Origin of the sequence: Mesorhizobium sp. KACC 23794, assembly GCF_052180275.1 — a bacterium.
GTDB lineage: Bacteria > Pseudomonadota > Alphaproteobacteria > Rhizobiales > Rhizobiaceae > Kumtagia.
Window position 1 is genome coordinate 209,410 of record NZ_CP197465.1, and the last position, 15,450, is coordinate 224,859.

The 15,450-nt window shown below is 65.1% G+C and carries 14 protein-coding genes; 8 read left to right on the top strand and 6 right to left on the bottom strand.

The genetic code is table 11. The features are described from left to right. The first annotated feature begins 207 nt into the window (after positions 1-207). Positions 208-597, top strand: coding sequence for a DUF3307 domain-containing protein (locus tag ACSBOB_RS01055; protein WP_442580621.1), 390 nt, complete (start codon positions 208-210; stop codon positions 595-597). A 34-nt stretch (positions 598-631) separates the two neighbouring features. On the opposite strand, the gene ACSBOB_RS01060 is transcribed toward ACSBOB_RS01055, so the two are convergent. From ACSBOB_RS01060 to ACSBOB_RS01080, 5 genes are all read right to left on the bottom strand, one after another. Beyond that, complete coding sequence (locus ACSBOB_RS01060; RefSeq protein WP_442580622.1) at positions 632-1,720, bottom strand: ABC transporter ATP-binding protein; 1,089 nt, start codon at positions 1,718-1,720, stop codon at positions 632-634. Positions 1,721-1,723: 3 nt separating this feature from the next. Further along, positions 1,724-2,140, bottom strand: a complete 417-nt coding sequence (locus ACSBOB_RS01065) for a RidA family protein (protein WP_442580623.1) — start codon at positions 2,138-2,140, stop codon at positions 1,724-1,726. A 4-nt stretch (positions 2,141-2,144) separates the two neighbouring features. Beyond that, positions 2,145-3,032 (bottom strand): carbohydrate ABC transporter permease, encoded by an 888-nt coding sequence (locus tag ACSBOB_RS01070; RefSeq protein ID WP_442580624.1) that lies wholly within the window; start codon positions 3,030-3,032, stop codon positions 2,145-2,147. Between the two features lies 1 nt (position 3,033). Next, positions 3,034-3,912, bottom strand: a complete 879-nt coding sequence (locus ACSBOB_RS01075; RefSeq protein ID WP_442580625.1) for a carbohydrate ABC transporter permease — start codon at positions 3,910-3,912, stop codon at positions 3,034-3,036. Between the two features lie 89 nt (positions 3,913-4,001). Continuing rightward, positions 4,002-5,282, bottom strand: coding sequence for an ABC transporter substrate-binding protein (locus ACSBOB_RS01080; RefSeq protein ID WP_442580626.1), 1,281 nt, complete (start codon positions 5,280-5,282; stop codon positions 4,002-4,004). Positions 5,283-5,434: 152 nt separating this feature from the next. Here ACSBOB_RS01080 and ACSBOB_RS01085 point away from each other — a divergent pair, with 152 nt between their 5' ends. The 7 genes from ACSBOB_RS01085 (at position 5,435) to ACSBOB_RS01115 (ending at position 14,082) form a co-directional block, all read left to right on the top strand. Continuing rightward, complete coding sequence (locus tag ACSBOB_RS01085) at positions 5,435-6,871, top strand: aldehyde dehydrogenase family protein (protein ID WP_442580627.1); 1,437 nt, start codon at positions 5,435-5,437, stop codon at positions 6,869-6,871. Next, on the top strand, positions 6,868-7,650 hold the full coding sequence (locus ACSBOB_RS01090; RefSeq protein ID WP_442580628.1) for a creatininase family protein: 783 nt from the start codon (positions 6,868-6,870) through the stop codon (positions 7,648-7,650). Before ACSBOB_RS01085 ends, ACSBOB_RS01090 begins: the two co-directional genes overlap by 4 nt. Further along, positions 7,647-8,648 carry a Gfo/Idh/MocA family protein gene (locus ACSBOB_RS01095; protein ID WP_442580629.1) on the top strand — a complete coding sequence of 334 codons (1,002 nt, stop codon included), beginning with the start codon at positions 7,647-7,649 and terminating at the stop codon, positions 8,646-8,648. Before ACSBOB_RS01090 ends, ACSBOB_RS01095 begins: the two co-directional genes overlap by 4 nt. Positions 8,649-8,727: 79 nt before the next feature. Next, positions 8,728-9,465 (top strand): FadR/GntR family transcriptional regulator, encoded by a 738-nt coding sequence (locus tag ACSBOB_RS01100; protein WP_442580630.1) that lies wholly within the window; start codon positions 8,728-8,730, stop codon positions 9,463-9,465. Positions 9,466-10,305: 840 nt separating this feature from the next. Beyond that, positions 10,306-11,829 (top strand): DUF4153 domain-containing protein, encoded by a 1,524-nt coding sequence (locus ACSBOB_RS01105; protein ID WP_442580631.1) that lies wholly within the window; start codon positions 10,306-10,308, stop codon positions 11,827-11,829. Positions 11,830-11,839: 10 nt separating this feature from the next. Further along, positions 11,840-12,529, top strand: coding sequence for a response regulator transcription factor (locus ACSBOB_RS01110; protein ID WP_442580632.1), 690 nt, complete (start codon positions 11,840-11,842; stop codon positions 12,527-12,529). Further along, positions 12,526-14,082, top strand: coding sequence for a HAMP domain-containing sensor histidine kinase (locus ACSBOB_RS01115; protein ID WP_442580633.1), 1,557 nt, complete (start codon positions 12,526-12,528; stop codon positions 14,080-14,082). The genes ACSBOB_RS01110 and ACSBOB_RS01115 overlap by 4 nt, the downstream gene beginning before the upstream one ends. A 160-nt stretch (positions 14,083-14,242) precedes the next feature. Here ACSBOB_RS01115 and ACSBOB_RS01120 read toward each other — a convergent pair whose 3' ends face one another. Next, positions 14,243-15,361, bottom strand: a complete 1,119-nt coding sequence (locus ACSBOB_RS01120) for a zinc metalloprotease HtpX (protein WP_442580634.1) — start codon at positions 15,359-15,361, stop codon at positions 14,243-14,245. Positions 15,362-15,450: the final 89 nt, after the last annotated feature.

The following is a 15,450-nucleotide window of genomic DNA, read 5'->3' on the forward strand; positions in this document are numbered from 1 at the left end:
CAACCCGCGGGGTGTGCGCTGCTCGATCTTCACGACCGGTTTCCCGCTCTGCGGGATATGACGGGCGGCCTCGCCATCAACGCTTGCCAACAGGCGACCAACGAACGATGGACAGAAGCGCAGTTCGCATTACGATGACGTGTGGCAAGGCGATGCCGGTTGCGATCCCCGCACCTCCCTGACGCCGTGCGGCCATGGAGGGATGGCATGCCGACCGATACGCTGATCGCGGTGCTGGTCTGCTTCCAGGTGAAGCATTTCGTCGCCGACTATCTGCTCCAGACATCATGGATCCTGCGCGGCAAGGGCGACATGCACTCGCCTGGAGGCTATGCCCATGCCGGGCTGCACGCGATCGGATCGCTGCCGGTGCTGGCGATAGCAGGTTTAGGTCTCATCCCGATCATCGTTCTCGCCGCAGCCGAATTCGTGGTCCACTACGTCATCGACTTCGGCAAGGCCAAGCTGTCGGCGCAAACCCATTGCGGTCCGACGACACGGCTCTACTGGGCGATGCATGGCGGCGACCAGATGTTGCACCAGCTGACCTATGTCGCGATGCTCTATGCGGCGATCCGCCTGATGGCGGCGCCCTGAGCGGCGCAGCCGCAATGTCGCGAGGCATGCTTCGTCAGGAAATGCGCGTTCCCCCCTGATCGAAGAGGTGAACACCGGCAAGGTCGAAACGCAGATGAACCGCCTGGCCGACCGTGAACAGCGTCTTGCCGCGCTGTTCGACGGTGATCAGTCCGTCCACACCCTCGGCCTGGACATAGAGAAGGCTGGAGCCGCCGAGATGTTCGACAACGACAATCCGGCCAGGCAGCGCGTCGGCAGCTTCGGCAGCGGACACGGAAATCGCGTCGGGGCGAACGCCCAGGTCGATCGCCGCTCCGGGCGTTATGGCGGCGTTGCGGTCGAGCGTGAGAACAATCCGGTCGGTCGAGAAGACGGACAAGGCCATTCCCGCGGCTGAAGGCCTGGCGGAGGTGGGGATGAAATTCATCTTCGGCTGGCCGAGGAAGCCGGCGACGAAGCGGTTGGCCGGCCGCTCATAGAGTTCGAGCGGCGAGCCCTGCTGCTCGATCCTGCCCTGGTTGAGGATGACGATGCGGTCTGCCAGCGTCATCGCCTCGACCTGGTCGTGGGTGACGTAGATCATCGTCGTCTGCAACTGTTCATGAAGCCTCGCGATCTCCACCCGCATCTGGGCGCGAAGACCGGCATCGAGATTGGAGAGCGGCTCGTCGAACAGGAAGACATCCGGTTTGCGCACGATGGCACGGCCGATGGCGACGCGCTGACGCTGGCCGCCGGAAAGTTCCTTCGGCTTTCGGGCCAGCAGCTCGCCAAGCTGCAGGATGCCAGCTGCCTCGGCGACCTTTCGGTCGATCTCGGCCTTGTCGGTGCCAAGCATCTTCAGCGCGAAACCCATGTTCTCGGCGACGCTCATGTGCGGATAGAGCGCGTAGGACTGGAACACCATGGCGATGCCACGATCGGCGGCCGCGACCTTGCTCATCGGCTTGCCGCCGATGAAGAGCTCGCCGGAAGTGATTTCCTCGAGGCCGGCGATCATGCGCAGCAAAGTGGACTTGCCGCAGCCGGATGGGCCGACGAAAACAACCAGCTCGCGATCCTCGACGGTCAGCGAGACGTCGCGGACGGCCTCGACCCTGCCGAAGGATTTTACGAGGTTCCTGAGTTCTACAGACGCCAATTCTCAATCCTTCGCCTTGACGGCCCACATCTCGATCTCGACCAGGAAGCCCGGTAGCAGGACGGCCTGCACCGCGGTGCGCACCGGAAGCGGCTCCGGCATCATCGCGTCGTAGACGGCGTTGAAACAGGCCCACTGGCTGAGGTCCGTAAGATAGATGTTGACCTTGAACACATCCGCCAGCGAGCAGCCGGCGGTCGCCAGTTGCCGGGCGCAATTGCCGAGCGTGGCGCGCGTCTGCTCCTCGATGGTGTCGCCTAGCACCGTGCCGTCCATGTCGATCGCCACCTGGCCGGAGATGACGACCAGCTTTGTCGCGTCGACCTCCAGCACCGGCGAATAGGGGCCGGCGGTGACATGCTGCGTCGCACCCCGCGGGCGGGTCTTCAGCGGATGATAGGCGCCGTCGCCGTCTGCCATGATTTTATCCCTTGACGGCGCCGCTGAGCAGGCCTTCGACGACGAACCGCCAGACGAGGACGACCAGCAGCAGCGTCGGCACGATCGCGATGAAGATCGCGGTGTTGAGCAGGCTCCAGGACACGTCGGTGTTGCGGGCGAGCGCCGCCATCACCACCGACACCGGCCGCGTCGCCGCATCGCCGGACAGCACCATGGAGAACATGTACTCCGAATAGGAGAGCATGAAGGCGAACAGCCCGGTCGCGCCGATCGACGGCAACGCCAGCGGCAGGGCGATGCGGAAGAACGCCTGCAACCGGTTGCAATGGTCCAGCACCGCCGCCTCGAAAATCTCCGCCGGCATCTTTCGGAAGAACACCGACAGGATAAGCACCGTGAAGGGCAGCGCCTTGGCCGTATGCACGAGGATGATGCCAGCCTGCGTGCCGACAAGGCCGAACGCCTGGAGCATCATGTAGATCGGGGTGACCAGCGCCACGGCGGGAACCAGCGGGCTGAGGATCAGGAACATGAAGGTGAGTTTTTTGCCCGGGAACAGATAACGGGCGAAGATGAAGGCCGCCGGCGCGCCGAGCAGCAGGTTGAGCAGCATCGATGAGAGAGCGATGACGCCGCTGTTGAGCAGGCTTTGCGGCACCTGGCGCGCGGCATCCGAGATCATCGCGCGGTTGGCATTCTCGGCCAGGTAGGAATCCGGAAGCTGGCCGGTGAACACGTAGCGATAGGTATCGAAATTCAGCCCCTCGCCGAACAGCGGCTTGCTTGAATCGAGCAGCACCCGGTCCGGCACCACGCTGCCGATCAGCGACAGGATGACCGGTCCACCGGTGAAGAGCAGGATCAGCGAGGCGAAAAGGAAGGTCGCGAACGGATTGAGCCGGCCCTGCATGTCATTCGCTCGCGAACAGGTCGGACGGCAGGGCGCGGGTGATGGCGGCGATCAGCAAGGCCGAGATGGCGACGACGATGAATGCGACCGCCGATCCGGTGCCGAAATCATACATGGAAAAGCTCTCGCGCCAGATCTGGAAGGACAGCAGCGTCGTCGCCGTTCCCGGCCCGCCGCCGGTCATGGCGTAGACGAGGTCGTAGGTCGTGAAGGCGGTCAGCGCGTTGTAGACGGTGAGCACGACGATCATCGACTTGATCTCGGGAAACACGATGTAGCGGAAACGCTTCAGCGCGCTGCGGCAGTCGATTGCCGCGGCTTCCAGCGTCTCGGAATTGATCGCCGACAGCGCGGCCATCACCAGCACGACGGCGAAGGGGATCTGTGTCCAGACATGGGCGACGCCGACCGCAAACAACGCCAGCCGCGGCGAGGTCAGCCATGGGATCGAACTGTCGATCAGGTGAAGGTTGCGCAGGATGCCGTTGAGCACGCCGAAGCTTGGATGGAATACCCAGATCCACAGCACCGCGCTGATGGCGCCCGGAAGCACCCAGGGCAGCAGCACGATCGAGCGCACAAGCTGCGACCCGAAGAAGCGGCGCTGCAGGAACAGCGCGATCAGAGTGCCGATGACCACCACTATCGGCGCGGTGAAGAGAGTAAAGACCAGAGAGTTACTGAGCGCATCGAGGAAATAGTTGCTGGTGATCACCCGCTTGTAATTGTCGAGGCCGGCGAACGGCTCGTCCGGGAAAAGCAGCATGACGGAATGCAGGCTGGTCCAGAACGCATAGGCGACCGGATAGATCGTCATCAGCGCCACCGGCAGCAGCGCCGGAAGCAGCCAGAAGACCGGAAAGCGATTTATGGTCCACATACCGCCCGCTGTGTCCTGATATCTGTCGAGCTTCGCAGGGAGGTACAGGCGACGCCGAAGCGCCGCCAGTTCCCAAACTGCATCGATCGTCAGCGATTGGCGAACTGCTCCTTGAGCTGGTTCCAGCGCTCGGCGCCGTCCTTCATGGTCTGCTCGACCGTCGCCTCGCCGACCATCGCCTTGGCGAGCAGCGGGCGGAAATAGGCTGACCAGACGGAGCTGAATTCGGTGTAGGTGCCGGCCTTGGCAATCGCCGCCTGGTCGCCCAGCGCCTTCACGTCGGCCCATTTGCCCCAGGCCTCGACAACATCCTTGTCCTGGAACAGCGGCAACTGGCCGAAGCCAAGGCCCTTCTCGACCGCCCAGCGCTTGGCGACGGTGTAGGGCTTGCCGGCCATGAAGTTCACGAATTTCCAGGCGGCCTCAGCCCGCGCCGGATCGGCGGCAGCTTGCGCGGTGATCACGTAGGACTTGGCGAACCCCAGCGTGGCATGCGTCGAGCCCGGCATCGGCGCCAATGCGAATTCGCCGGCGCGCGGCTGGTCGGCGGCGTTGTTGAGGGCGGCGAGCACGTAGGTGTAGACGATGGTGAAGGCGTGCTTGCCGGTGTTCATCGCCGGGATGATCTTCGACTCATGCGTCTCGGACTGCACGAGACCCTTGGCATAGGCGTCGGCCAGCCACTGCAATTGCTTGTAGGCTTCGTTGTCCGGATCGGCGAAAAGCGGGTTCAGGTCCTTGTCGAACAATTCTGCGCCGCGGCCGTAGGCTTGCGCGACGAAGGCGTCGTAGAAATTCGGAAGCTCCTGATTGTACTCATAGACGATCGGATGCTCCATGCCGCCTGCCTTCAGCTTCTCGGCGGCGGCAGTCACCTCCTCCCACGTCGACGGCACCGAGATGCCGGCGTCGGCGAGGATTTTCTTGTTGTAGATGAAGGAGATGGTGTCGGCGTAGTAGGGCAGCCCGTAGATCTTGTCCTTGTAGGTCACGTCGGTCAGGGCAAAACCCGCGATGTCGGCTTTCAGCGCATCGAGGTCGGCCGCCGGCGCGACCGAGTCCAGCGGCGCGATGAAACCAGCCGCGCCCCAGGCCGGCAACCAATCCTGACCACCATAGATCACATCCGTGGGTGTCTTGCCGCGAAAGCGCAGGACGATGCTGTCCTGATAGTCCGGCCATGTATAGTCGGTGACATTGACCTTGATGCCGGGGTTGGCCTGCTCGAACAGCTTGATGTTGTCCTGGATCGTCTCCAGCGAGTAGTTCCAGACGACGAATTCGAGCTTGATGTCCTCCGCGAAAGCAGGCTGGGCGACGAGAGCCCCCGAAGCCAGCAGGGACGCGGCCAGAAATGTCCTGATGCTCATTGTGTTCCATCCTCTTCTTGAAGCCGCCGCCCGGCGTTCCCCACCGATGCGGCGGCGCCCGAATTGATCGTTGACATTGGGCTTGCCGGGCCGAACTATACGAACCAATCGAAATCACTTGCAACCTTTTTATGAATGAGCGGATCGATTTGATGAGCGAGACGAATTTCATCGGCGGACGCTGGCGGGGCGATGCCGATGGCGAGTTCAAGACGGTGCATTCGCCGATCGACGGCTCAGCGATCGGCGCCATGACCTGGAGTTCGCGCGGCGCGGCGACCGAAGCCATAGCCGCGGCGCGCCAGGCGCAGGCCGGCTGGCGCAAAGTGTCCGTCTGGGACCGCGCCAAGACGATGCGGCGGATCGGCGAGGCCATCGCCGGGCGGCAAGCGGAGCTAGCGGCGCTGCTGACGCTGGAACAGGGCAAACCCTATGCCGAGGCGTTCTTCGAAGTCGGCAAATCGGTGGACGGCTTCAACCTCGCCGCCGACCTCGTCAAATATTTGGAGGGCAACACGATCCCGACCGAGGATCCGGGCAAGCGGGTGATGACCTTCTACCGGCCGCGCGGCGTCTATGCCGTGGTGACGCCCTGGAATTTTCCGGTGAACATCCCGGTCGAATACATCGCGCCAGGCCTCGCTGCCGGCAACACCATCGTCTGGACGCCGGCGCCGACCACGTCCCTGGTGGCTGTTGCTCTGATGCGGGCGATCGCGGAGGCGGACCTGCCGCCGGGCGTGCTCAATCTGGTGACGGGCGCCGGCGCGGTCGTCGGCGACGAGATCGTCTCCAACCCCGGCACGGACGCCGTCGGCTTCACCGGAAGTGCCGCGACCGGCAAGCAGATCAGCCTGCGCGCCGCCGGCAAGCCGCAGCTTATGGAGCTCGGCGGCAACGGACCGGTGGTCATCCTCGACGACGCGGACCTCGACCGCGCGGCCAGGGCGACAGCATCGGGCTGCTTCGTCAACGCCGGCCAGGTCTGCTCGTCCTCGGAGCGCATCCTGGTGCATCGCAAGGTGCATGACGAATTCGCCGAGCGCATGGCCGCCGAAGCGCGCGGCGTGGTGCTGGGCGATCCGCGCAAGGACGGCGTGACGATGGGGCCGCTCAACAATGCCGGCGTGGCGGCCAAGGTGGCGAGCCACGTCGCGGACGCCGTTCGGCGCGGGGCAAGCCCGGTGATCGGCGGCAAGCCGGCCGGCGGGCATCCCTCCGACCTCTATTTCGAGCCCACTGTGCTAACCGGCGTGACACGCGAGGCGCTGATCAACACCGAAGAGACGTTCGGGCCGGTGGCGCCGCTGATCGTCATCGACAGCGACGAGCAAGCCTTCGAACTCGCCGGCGACAACCGCTACGGCCTGGTCTCCAGCGTGTTCACGCAGGATATCGACCGCGCCTTCCGCTATATCGAGGAAATGCCCACCGGCATCGTCAACATCAACGACACGTCGAACTACTGGGAATTGCACATCCCGTTCGGCGGCATGTCGGGCAAGGACAGCGGCACCGGCCGGGTCGGCGGCCGCCATGCCCTGATGGCGATGTGCGATCTCAAGACCGCAACTTTTTCGGTGAAATGATGCGCTTCGAGGAACTGACCTCTCCGGAAGTGGACGCGCTCGACCGCGACCGCAAGGTGCTGATCCTGCCGCTGGGCTCGGTCGAGCAGCATGGCAACCATATGCCGCTGGGAACCGACACGATGCTGGCGCACGCGGTCTCGCTGGCCGCGGCCGAGAAGGCCACAGGCACGCTCGTGCTGCCGCCGCCCTGGTACGGGTTTTCCGCGCATCACATGCGCTTCCCCGGCAGCGTCACCTTGCGCGCCGAGACGCTGATGGCGGTGGCGGAGGATATCGTCGCGTCGCTGGTCAGGCACGGCTTCCGGCGAATCCTGATCGTCAACGGCCATGGCGGCAACGGCGGCGTCATCGACGTTCTGGCCTCCACACTCGGCCACAAGCATTACGGCGAGGCGCGCATCGCCGCGCTCACCTATTTCCAGCTTGCGCGCGAGGCGATTGCGGAATTGCGGCAGTCGGAGCCGGGCGGCATGGGCCATGCCTGCGAGTTCGAGACGGCAATGGTGCAGCACATCCGCCCCGAACTGGTGAAGATCGACCGGGCGGAGACAATCTATCCCGACCCCGGCTCGCGCTACCTGACCACCGACCTGCTGGGCGGATCGGCGATCCGCGTCTATCACGATTTTGCCGATCTCTCGCCCACCGGAACGCTCGGCGATCCCACGCTTGCCACGCCTGAAAAGGGAGCAGCGTTCTTCGAGGCAGTGGCCAGCGAACTTGCCGCCTTCATCGAGGATTTCCGCGGCTGGACCATTCCGGAGCCGGCTAAATGAGCAAGGTACTCAAGATCGGCGTCATCGGGCTCGGCTTTTTTGGGACACGCCACGCCAGCATTTATAGCGACCACCTGTCGGCCGAACTGGTCGGCGTCTGTGATCGCGATCCGGCGCGCATCGCCGCAGTATCGGCGTCGACGGGCGCGCAAGGTTTCGGAGACATCGAGGCGCTGCTGGCCGCTCTTGGCCTCGATGCCGTCAGCATCTGCCTGCCGGACCGGCTGCATGAGCAAGCCGCCATCGCCGCCGTGCGGGCCGGCAAGACGATCCTGCTGGAGAAGCCGCTCGCGCATGACACGGCGACGGCAAGGCGGATCGTGGCGGCAGTCGAAACCAGCGGCTCGCGGCTGATGATCGGCCACATCCTTCGCTTCGACCCGCGTTATGTGCAGGTCTTCCACGCCGCCGCGCCGGAGCGGCTCGGCACGCCGATCCACCTCCGCGCCAAGCGCAACGGCATCCGCTCGACGGCAAGCCGCCTCGGCGCATCCAGTTCGATCCTGTTCTACATGGGCGTGCACGACATCGACGCCATGCAGTGGATCGCGCGCTCGCGGATCGCCCGCGTCTATGCGCAGAAAACTGAAATGCTCGGTACCGGCAACGAAGATGCGCTCTACGCCGTGGTCAATTTCGAGAACGGCGCCATTGGCAGCATCGACTACAGCTGGGCGTGGCCGGACGGGCTGATGAACGGGTTCCGCTCGTCGCTGGAGATCGTCGGCACGAAGTCGGCAGCCTATCTCGATTGCGCGGACCAGGGTTTCTACACCGTCGAAAACCACGGCACCGCCGGTGGCGATACGCATCTGTGGCCGGAGATCAACGGCCGCATCGTCGGCGACCTCGCCGACGAACTCGACCACTTCATCAAGGCGACCCTGACGGGCAGGCCCTATCTGCAGGATTACCGCGAAGCCTTCGACGCCATTCCGGTGCTCGACGCGCTGGCGGAGTCGGCGAAAACCGGAATGCCTGTCGAAGTGGTGCGCTGATCGATCCGGATTGCTCTCGAATGGTTGACAGTATCGGCTCGACTCTGCTCATAGGCGGCGCTCTCCGGGAAACCCACGCATGGCTTCGAATATAGAGCTGCCGCAACTAACTGTTATCGCCACCAACGAGCGCGCGACACCGTCGCTGGTCTATCGGGCGCTGCTGCGCAGCATGCGCGACGGGCTGATGGTGCCGGGCGCCAAGCTGCCCAACGAGCGCGAACTGGCGCAGCAGCTCAACACCAGCCGCACCGCGGTGCGCAGCGCGCTTTCGATGATGGAGCGGCAAGGCCTGGTGTCGCGCCGCGTCGGCAGCGGCACCTATCTGACAGACGATGCCGACCTCGTCTTCGACCGCATGGACCAGACCAGCATCGGCAACCACGAGGCGGTGCCCTCCTTCGCCGAGATCGTCGAGGGCCGCCTGCTGTTCGAGCCGGCGATGATGCATCTGGTGGTGACGCGGGTGCAGGACGAGGAGATCGCCGAGATGCGGCGCATCCTCGAGCTGATCCTCACGGCCCCGACATGGGAGGATTTCAAGGAGCAGATCTACGCCCTGCACCGGCAGATGTTCGCCAGCACCAGGAACAAGTTCCTGATGCAGATCATGGCCAGCATTCTGGACGACCGCCGCGCGGTGCTGTTCGACGGCCATGATACGGACAAGCCGGCGCCGGACGCCGTGCGTCGCCAGACGCACAAGGACCTGAAGGCGATCGTCGACGCCATCGACGCGCGCAACGCCAAGCGTGCCGAGGAACTGGTCTCGGATCACCTGATGAGGACGCTGGCGACGATCAACATCTGGCAGTAGGAGCCCGTTGACCTGGGCTGCGCTGAAGTAGCCAAAGCCTTTGCCGTCGCCCCGTTGCATGCTGACGCCGCCCCGGAAGGCGTTCGGTCTTGTCGACGTTAAGCCAATCTTCACCATCGGAGAAGTTCGGCGAACGCCCTGTCCTCGCAACTGAAACCAGGGAACCGCGTCCTGCGTATCCATGTGGTTAGCGCGACCGCGGAACTGAACGGAGAAGCGGGAGTATCAGATGAATGTTCATCTTAAGGATCACACACGAACGCAATTGGCTCGCATTCACGCAGCTCTGCGTGAATTGAAGGACTTGGCAGAGGCTGAACGCTGCGACCTGCTCGCGCATCTTCTGTCAATGGCATATCTCGAATCCGGGGATATCCTGCGAGGGCTTCGACCGTCGCGACCCGGGGGAGTATCCCTGCCCGCCAGGGTGAAAATCAATCGCAGGCCCAATGCGCTCCACCCCGCGAGCCGGCCGTCGAACTGACGTGCTGATTTAGGATCGGCTGCAAACGTTCGCACCTGTGGAATCCTCGGGCGTTTGCCTGCGGGCCATGTCTTTGCAGACATCGGACCCTGCACGATTTCTGCACGCAATGCCTGAAACTCTGCGAGGGCGCGGCGCGGGTTGTCCATGAACTGTGGCCACAAGCGTGGCATGAAAAACAGTTCACAACCCATCCGTCCCGAACGCCGCCTGCCGGCAGCCATACTCTCCGACGGCTGGTGGCTGGAAACCTCGCCGAGGCTCGGTCCAAACGCGGTCATATTTTCCTCTTCTCCATGCGCCCGGCGGCGCACGACCATGCTGGACAGCCTCTCCGAAACAGGCGGCCGGCCGTGATGCGAACGGCTGCAACAGGTCTCGGATTCCACGCGCGGATCGGGCTGGCCATGGCGCTGACGGTGGCTGCCGATTTTCTGCTGTTCGACAAGCCTGCCGGATTATCACTGCTGCTGTTCGCCGCGCTGCTGTTTGCAGGCATCGCCATGGCCAACCCGCCGGCGCGCCACCGCTCGCTGTTCACCTGCTGCCTGCTCATCCCCATCGGATTGCTGCCGCTGGCCGAGACCGTCAGCGTGCTGTCCGCATCGGTGGCGCAGGTCTCGCTCTCGCTCTTTGCGCTTGCATCGGCGCGGCGGCTGCGCACCGGCTCGGCCAGCATGACCCGGCAGGCCGCGGCTTTCCTGCTTGCCGCCCCGTTCCGCTTTCCCTTGGACGTTCGCCGCTGGCGAAAAGTGTCGAAACGGCTGGGCCGCAGCCCGCTTCGCCTGATCGGCGTGATCGGCTGGATCATGCCGCTTTCGCTCGCCGCCGTCTTTATCGCGCTGTTCGGCATTGCCAATCCGGTTGTCGAGCACTGGCTATCATTGCTCGATCCCTGGGTGTTGCTTGAACTGCTCGGAGTCTGGCGAGCGCTTTTCTGGACCGTTGTCGCTCTCTGCGTCTGGGCTTTCCTGCGGCCTCGCGCCCCGAACATCCGTTTTCGTCCGCTTGTGGCGGTGCAACCTCGGACGAAGCCTGCCGCCCAGCTGGATCGATTGCGCGAGGCGCTTTTCGGCAGGGCCGCGATCCTGCGGGCGCTCCTCATCTTCAATCTGATCTTCGCGGTGCAGACCGTTCTCGACGGCGCCTATCTGTGGGGCGGCGTGGCCTTGCCCGACGGGCTCACCTATGCCGAGTACGCCCATCGCGGCGCCTATCCGCTGATCGCCACCGCCCTGCTCGCCGCATGCTTCGTGCTTGTCTCGATGCATCCGGGCAGCACGACCAGCGCCGACCGCCCGATCCGGCTCCTCGTCTATCTCTGGACCGCGCAGAACGTTGTCCTCGTGCTCTCGTCGATCCTGCGGCTCGATCTCTATGTCGGCATCTACTCCCTGACATACTGGCGGGTGGCGGCGTTGGTCTGGATGATGCTGGTCGCAGCCGGCCTGGTGCTGATCATGGCGCGCATCGCACTGGAGAAGCCCAATTCATGGCTGATGACCGCCAATCTTCTGACGCTTTCATCGACACTTTATGTCTGCTGTTTCGTCAATTTCGCAGGGCTGATCGCGGACTACAACGTCCGCCATAGCCTGGAACTGAGCGGTCGGGGATTGTTGCTGGATCGGTCCTATCTCGTCTCGCTCGGTCCGGCGGCGGTGCCGGCGATCGATGTTCTGATCGCCGGCGCGGCGCCGTGGCGGACCCTCGACCTGGCGGCGCTACGCCGGGATCGCGACTGGCTGGCCAAGCACCACGCAAGGCAAACCGCGGAATGGCGCGCATGGACGTTTCGCGGCTGGCGGCTTTCGCGCTATCTGGAACGCAATCCGCCGCCACCGGCCCCGGCGAACCCTTTGCCTCGTCCTGACCGCTGAGAAACCGTCCATGGCTCATCGCATCCTTGTCGCCGACGACGATCCGCATATCCGCGAGGTCATCTGCTTCGCGCTGGAAAAGGCCGGCATGGTCGTCGAATCCGTCGCCGACGGCGCGGCGGCATTGCGCCAGGCCCAGCTGACGCCTGCCGACCTGATGATCCTCGATGTCGGCATGCCGGAGATGGACGGGCTGGAGGTCTGCCGCGAACTTCGCAAGACGTCGCGCCTGCCGATCCTTTTCCTGTCGGCCCGCGACGAGGAGATCGACCGTATCCTCGGCCTCGAAATGGGCGGCGACGACTATGTGACAAAGCCGTTCAGCCCGCGTGAGCTGATCGCCCGCGTCAACGTCATCTTGCGGCGCGCCCGCCCGGAGCCGGAAGGCGACGACGACGAGCCGATGGTGTTCGGCCGGCTGACGCTGCGCCCGGCGCGGCGCAGCGTGCGTTTCGGCGAGATCGACCTGGATTTCACGGCGATCGAGTTTTCCATCGTCAAGCGGTTGCTGGCCCGCCCGACCTATGTTCTGACACGGTCCCAGATCGTCGATGCCAGCCACGCCAACATCCACATCTCCGACCGCACCGTTGACAGCCATATTCGCAACATCCGCGCCAAATTCGCCGCTGCGGGCTGTAGCGATGCGGTGGAAACCGTGCATGGCGTCGGCTTCCGGCTCGGCAGGTGCGGCGCGTGAGAGACAAATGGCGTCCGCGCCTTGGCTTCGTGGTGCTCGCCATCCTGCTGACCGTGCTGGCGCTGCCGCTGGCCGGCCTGTTCTTCTTCCGGGTCTACGAGAATCAGCTGATCCGCCAGACGGAGGGCGAGTTGATCGGGCAAGGAGCGATCATCGCCGCCACCTTCGCGGCAGAGGTACGGGCCGCCGTGCCGGCTCCGTCGCTGGGAGCCGCCGTGCCGGAAAGATCGGCGTCCGAACGCGGGGAGCGTCTGCGGCCGATCGAGCCGGGGCTGGACCTGGCGCTCGATCCGATCCTGCCGCCAAGGCCTGCTTCGGCGCCTGGGACTCCGGACCCCGCCCTCGCCGCGCTCGGTCCCAAATTCTCCGAAATACTCGATACTGCGCAGCAATCGACGCTGGCCGGGTTCCGGCTGCTCGACCCCTCGGGCGTGGTGATCGCCGGTGGCAGCGAGGTCGGGCGCTCGCTGGCGGAGGCCGAGGAAGTCCGCATCGCGCTTGCCGGCCGTTATGCCAGCCGGCTGCGCTCGCGCATCCGCGACAGGCCGACGCCGCCACTCTATTCGGTGAGCCGCGGCACCATGCTGCGCATCTTCGTGGCGATGCCGGTGGTGGTCGACGACCGCGTCGCCGGCGTCGTCTACATGTCGCGCACGCCGAGCAATGTCGTGAAACATCTCTACGGCGAGCGCGGCAAGCTGGCGCTGGCGGCCATCGCGATCCTCGCCGCCACGCTGATCATCGCCTTCGTCTTCATCCGCACCGTCAGCCGGCCGATGTACGAGCTGATGGACCGGACCGCGCGCATCGCCGCCGGCGACCGCGACGCGATCCGGCCGCTCAGCCACCACGGCACGCGCGAGATGGCCGAGCTCGCCGGCGCCTTCCTCGACATGGCGCGAAAGCTGCAAGCGCGTTCCGACACGATCCGCACCTTCGCCACCCATGTCTCGCACGAGCTGAAATCGCCGCTGACCGCCATCCAGGGCGCCGCCGAGCTGCTGCGCGACGGCGGCGACAGCATGGACGAAGCGACGCGGGGGCGGTTTCACGCCAACATCGTTGCCGACACGGAACGGCTGAACGGGCTAGTGCGCCGCCTCATCGAGCTGGCACGGGCCGAGAACACCGTGAGCGGCGGCGAAAGCGCCTCGCTTGCCGAAGCGGTTTCGGCGCTCGGCGCGGAGCCGAGGCTCGCCGTCGAGATCGAGGCCGGCGAAAATATCCGCTTCCGCATGTCGGCCGAGAATGCCGCGATCCTGCTGCGGAACCTTGCCGACAATTCGGCCCGCCATGGCGCACAACATTTCCGGCTGGCCGCGTCCGGGGCGGGTACGGTCACGATCCTGGCCGATGACGACGGCAGCGGCGTGCCGGCAGCCAACCGGAGCCGCATCTTCGAGCCGTTCTTCACCACCCGGCGCGACAGCGGCGGCACCGGGTTGGGGCTGGGCATCGTCGCGGCGCTGGTGAAGGCGCATGACGGCGCCATCGGGCTTGCCGACAGCCCCTCGGGCGCACGCTTCGTGATCACCTTACCGGGCGCTGCTTAGTATCCAATCCGCCGGACAACTCGAAATCGGTTCGAGGACGCTCGCGGCCGAGATGGTGCAAGTGCCGGGGACAGTTTACTTAATTCCGCAGGAGGACGCGGCGTTGCAAGGTTGACGCAGGCGGAATTAAGTAAACTGTCCCCTGCGGTTCCTGTCGCCGTCACCACCAGACGAGGCCGCGCAGCAGGCGGATGCGCGGCCCGCCGTCCGGCTGGTGCAGGAAAATCTTGCCGCCGGGATCGTCGTCGATCTCAGCCAGCGGCGCCATGAGCCCGCTGTAGAGCGGCCCATGGCGGCCGCCATGTCGATGGATGCGCGGCACGATCGAACGGCGCGGAACGGGGATGACCGGGGCGGGCACCGAGGTCGAGGGCAGCACGATCGCCGCCTCGCCGGCCAGCGCGCCCATCTCGGCCTTCAGCGCCGCCAGCCGCTCCAGCCTGTCTTTCGTCGCCGGATGCGTGCGCAGCACCGACGGGTCGGGGACGCGGCCGCCCGGAAGCAAGATGCCTTCCCACAGCCGGCCTCGCGCGTGTTCCAGCTTCTGCAACGCGGATGCCAGCGCATCGGGATCGCCGGTCAGCACCGCCGCGCCGAAATCGGCGTCGAATTCGCGGCTGCGCGACAGTGCCATCTGCAGCAGCCCGCCGACGGTGGGAGCGGCGAGAAGCACGAGCACGGCCAGCCACGGCACCTGCTCGCCGACGCCGCCGAAAATCCCGCCGAGATTGATGAACAGCGTGAACAGGCCAACGGTCGACATCACCGAGGTGAAGCGCGAGACGATGTCGGCCAGCGCCATTACCTTGATGTCCTCATGCGCGATATGGCTGATCTCATGCGCAAGCACGGCGGCAAGCTCGCGGGTCGTCAGCCGCCGCGCCAAGGCATCCGTGATGGCGATGACGGAATCCTCGCGCCGGCCGACGGCGAAGGCGTTGAGCATGCGGGAAGGGATGATGTGCAGGCGCGGCAGGGCCGGCAGCTTGGCGCGCTCGGCCAACATGCGCACGATGCGCACGCCGGACGGGAATTCCGCTTCCGAGACCGGCTTTGCCTTGTACATGGAAAGCACCATCTGAGGGCTGACCCGGCGCATGGCCGCCAGCGAGGCCGCGCCGAAGGCTATCGCCAGCACGACGCCGAAAAAGCCGCCGAAAACCCAGGCGGTAACGGCAAGCAGCGCCAGGCTGCCGGCGGCCAGCAGCCCCGTATGCAGCGCGTTCACCAGGCGATGGCGGCGCAACGCCGCCGGATCGATCGTGGACGTGTCGGTCATACGCTGAATATGGGGGACGCCCGGCCTTTTGCCCATATTTCCCGTTCGTTGCCGCCTTTGCGACGCTTGCGCGGCGAAATGGCTCTTCT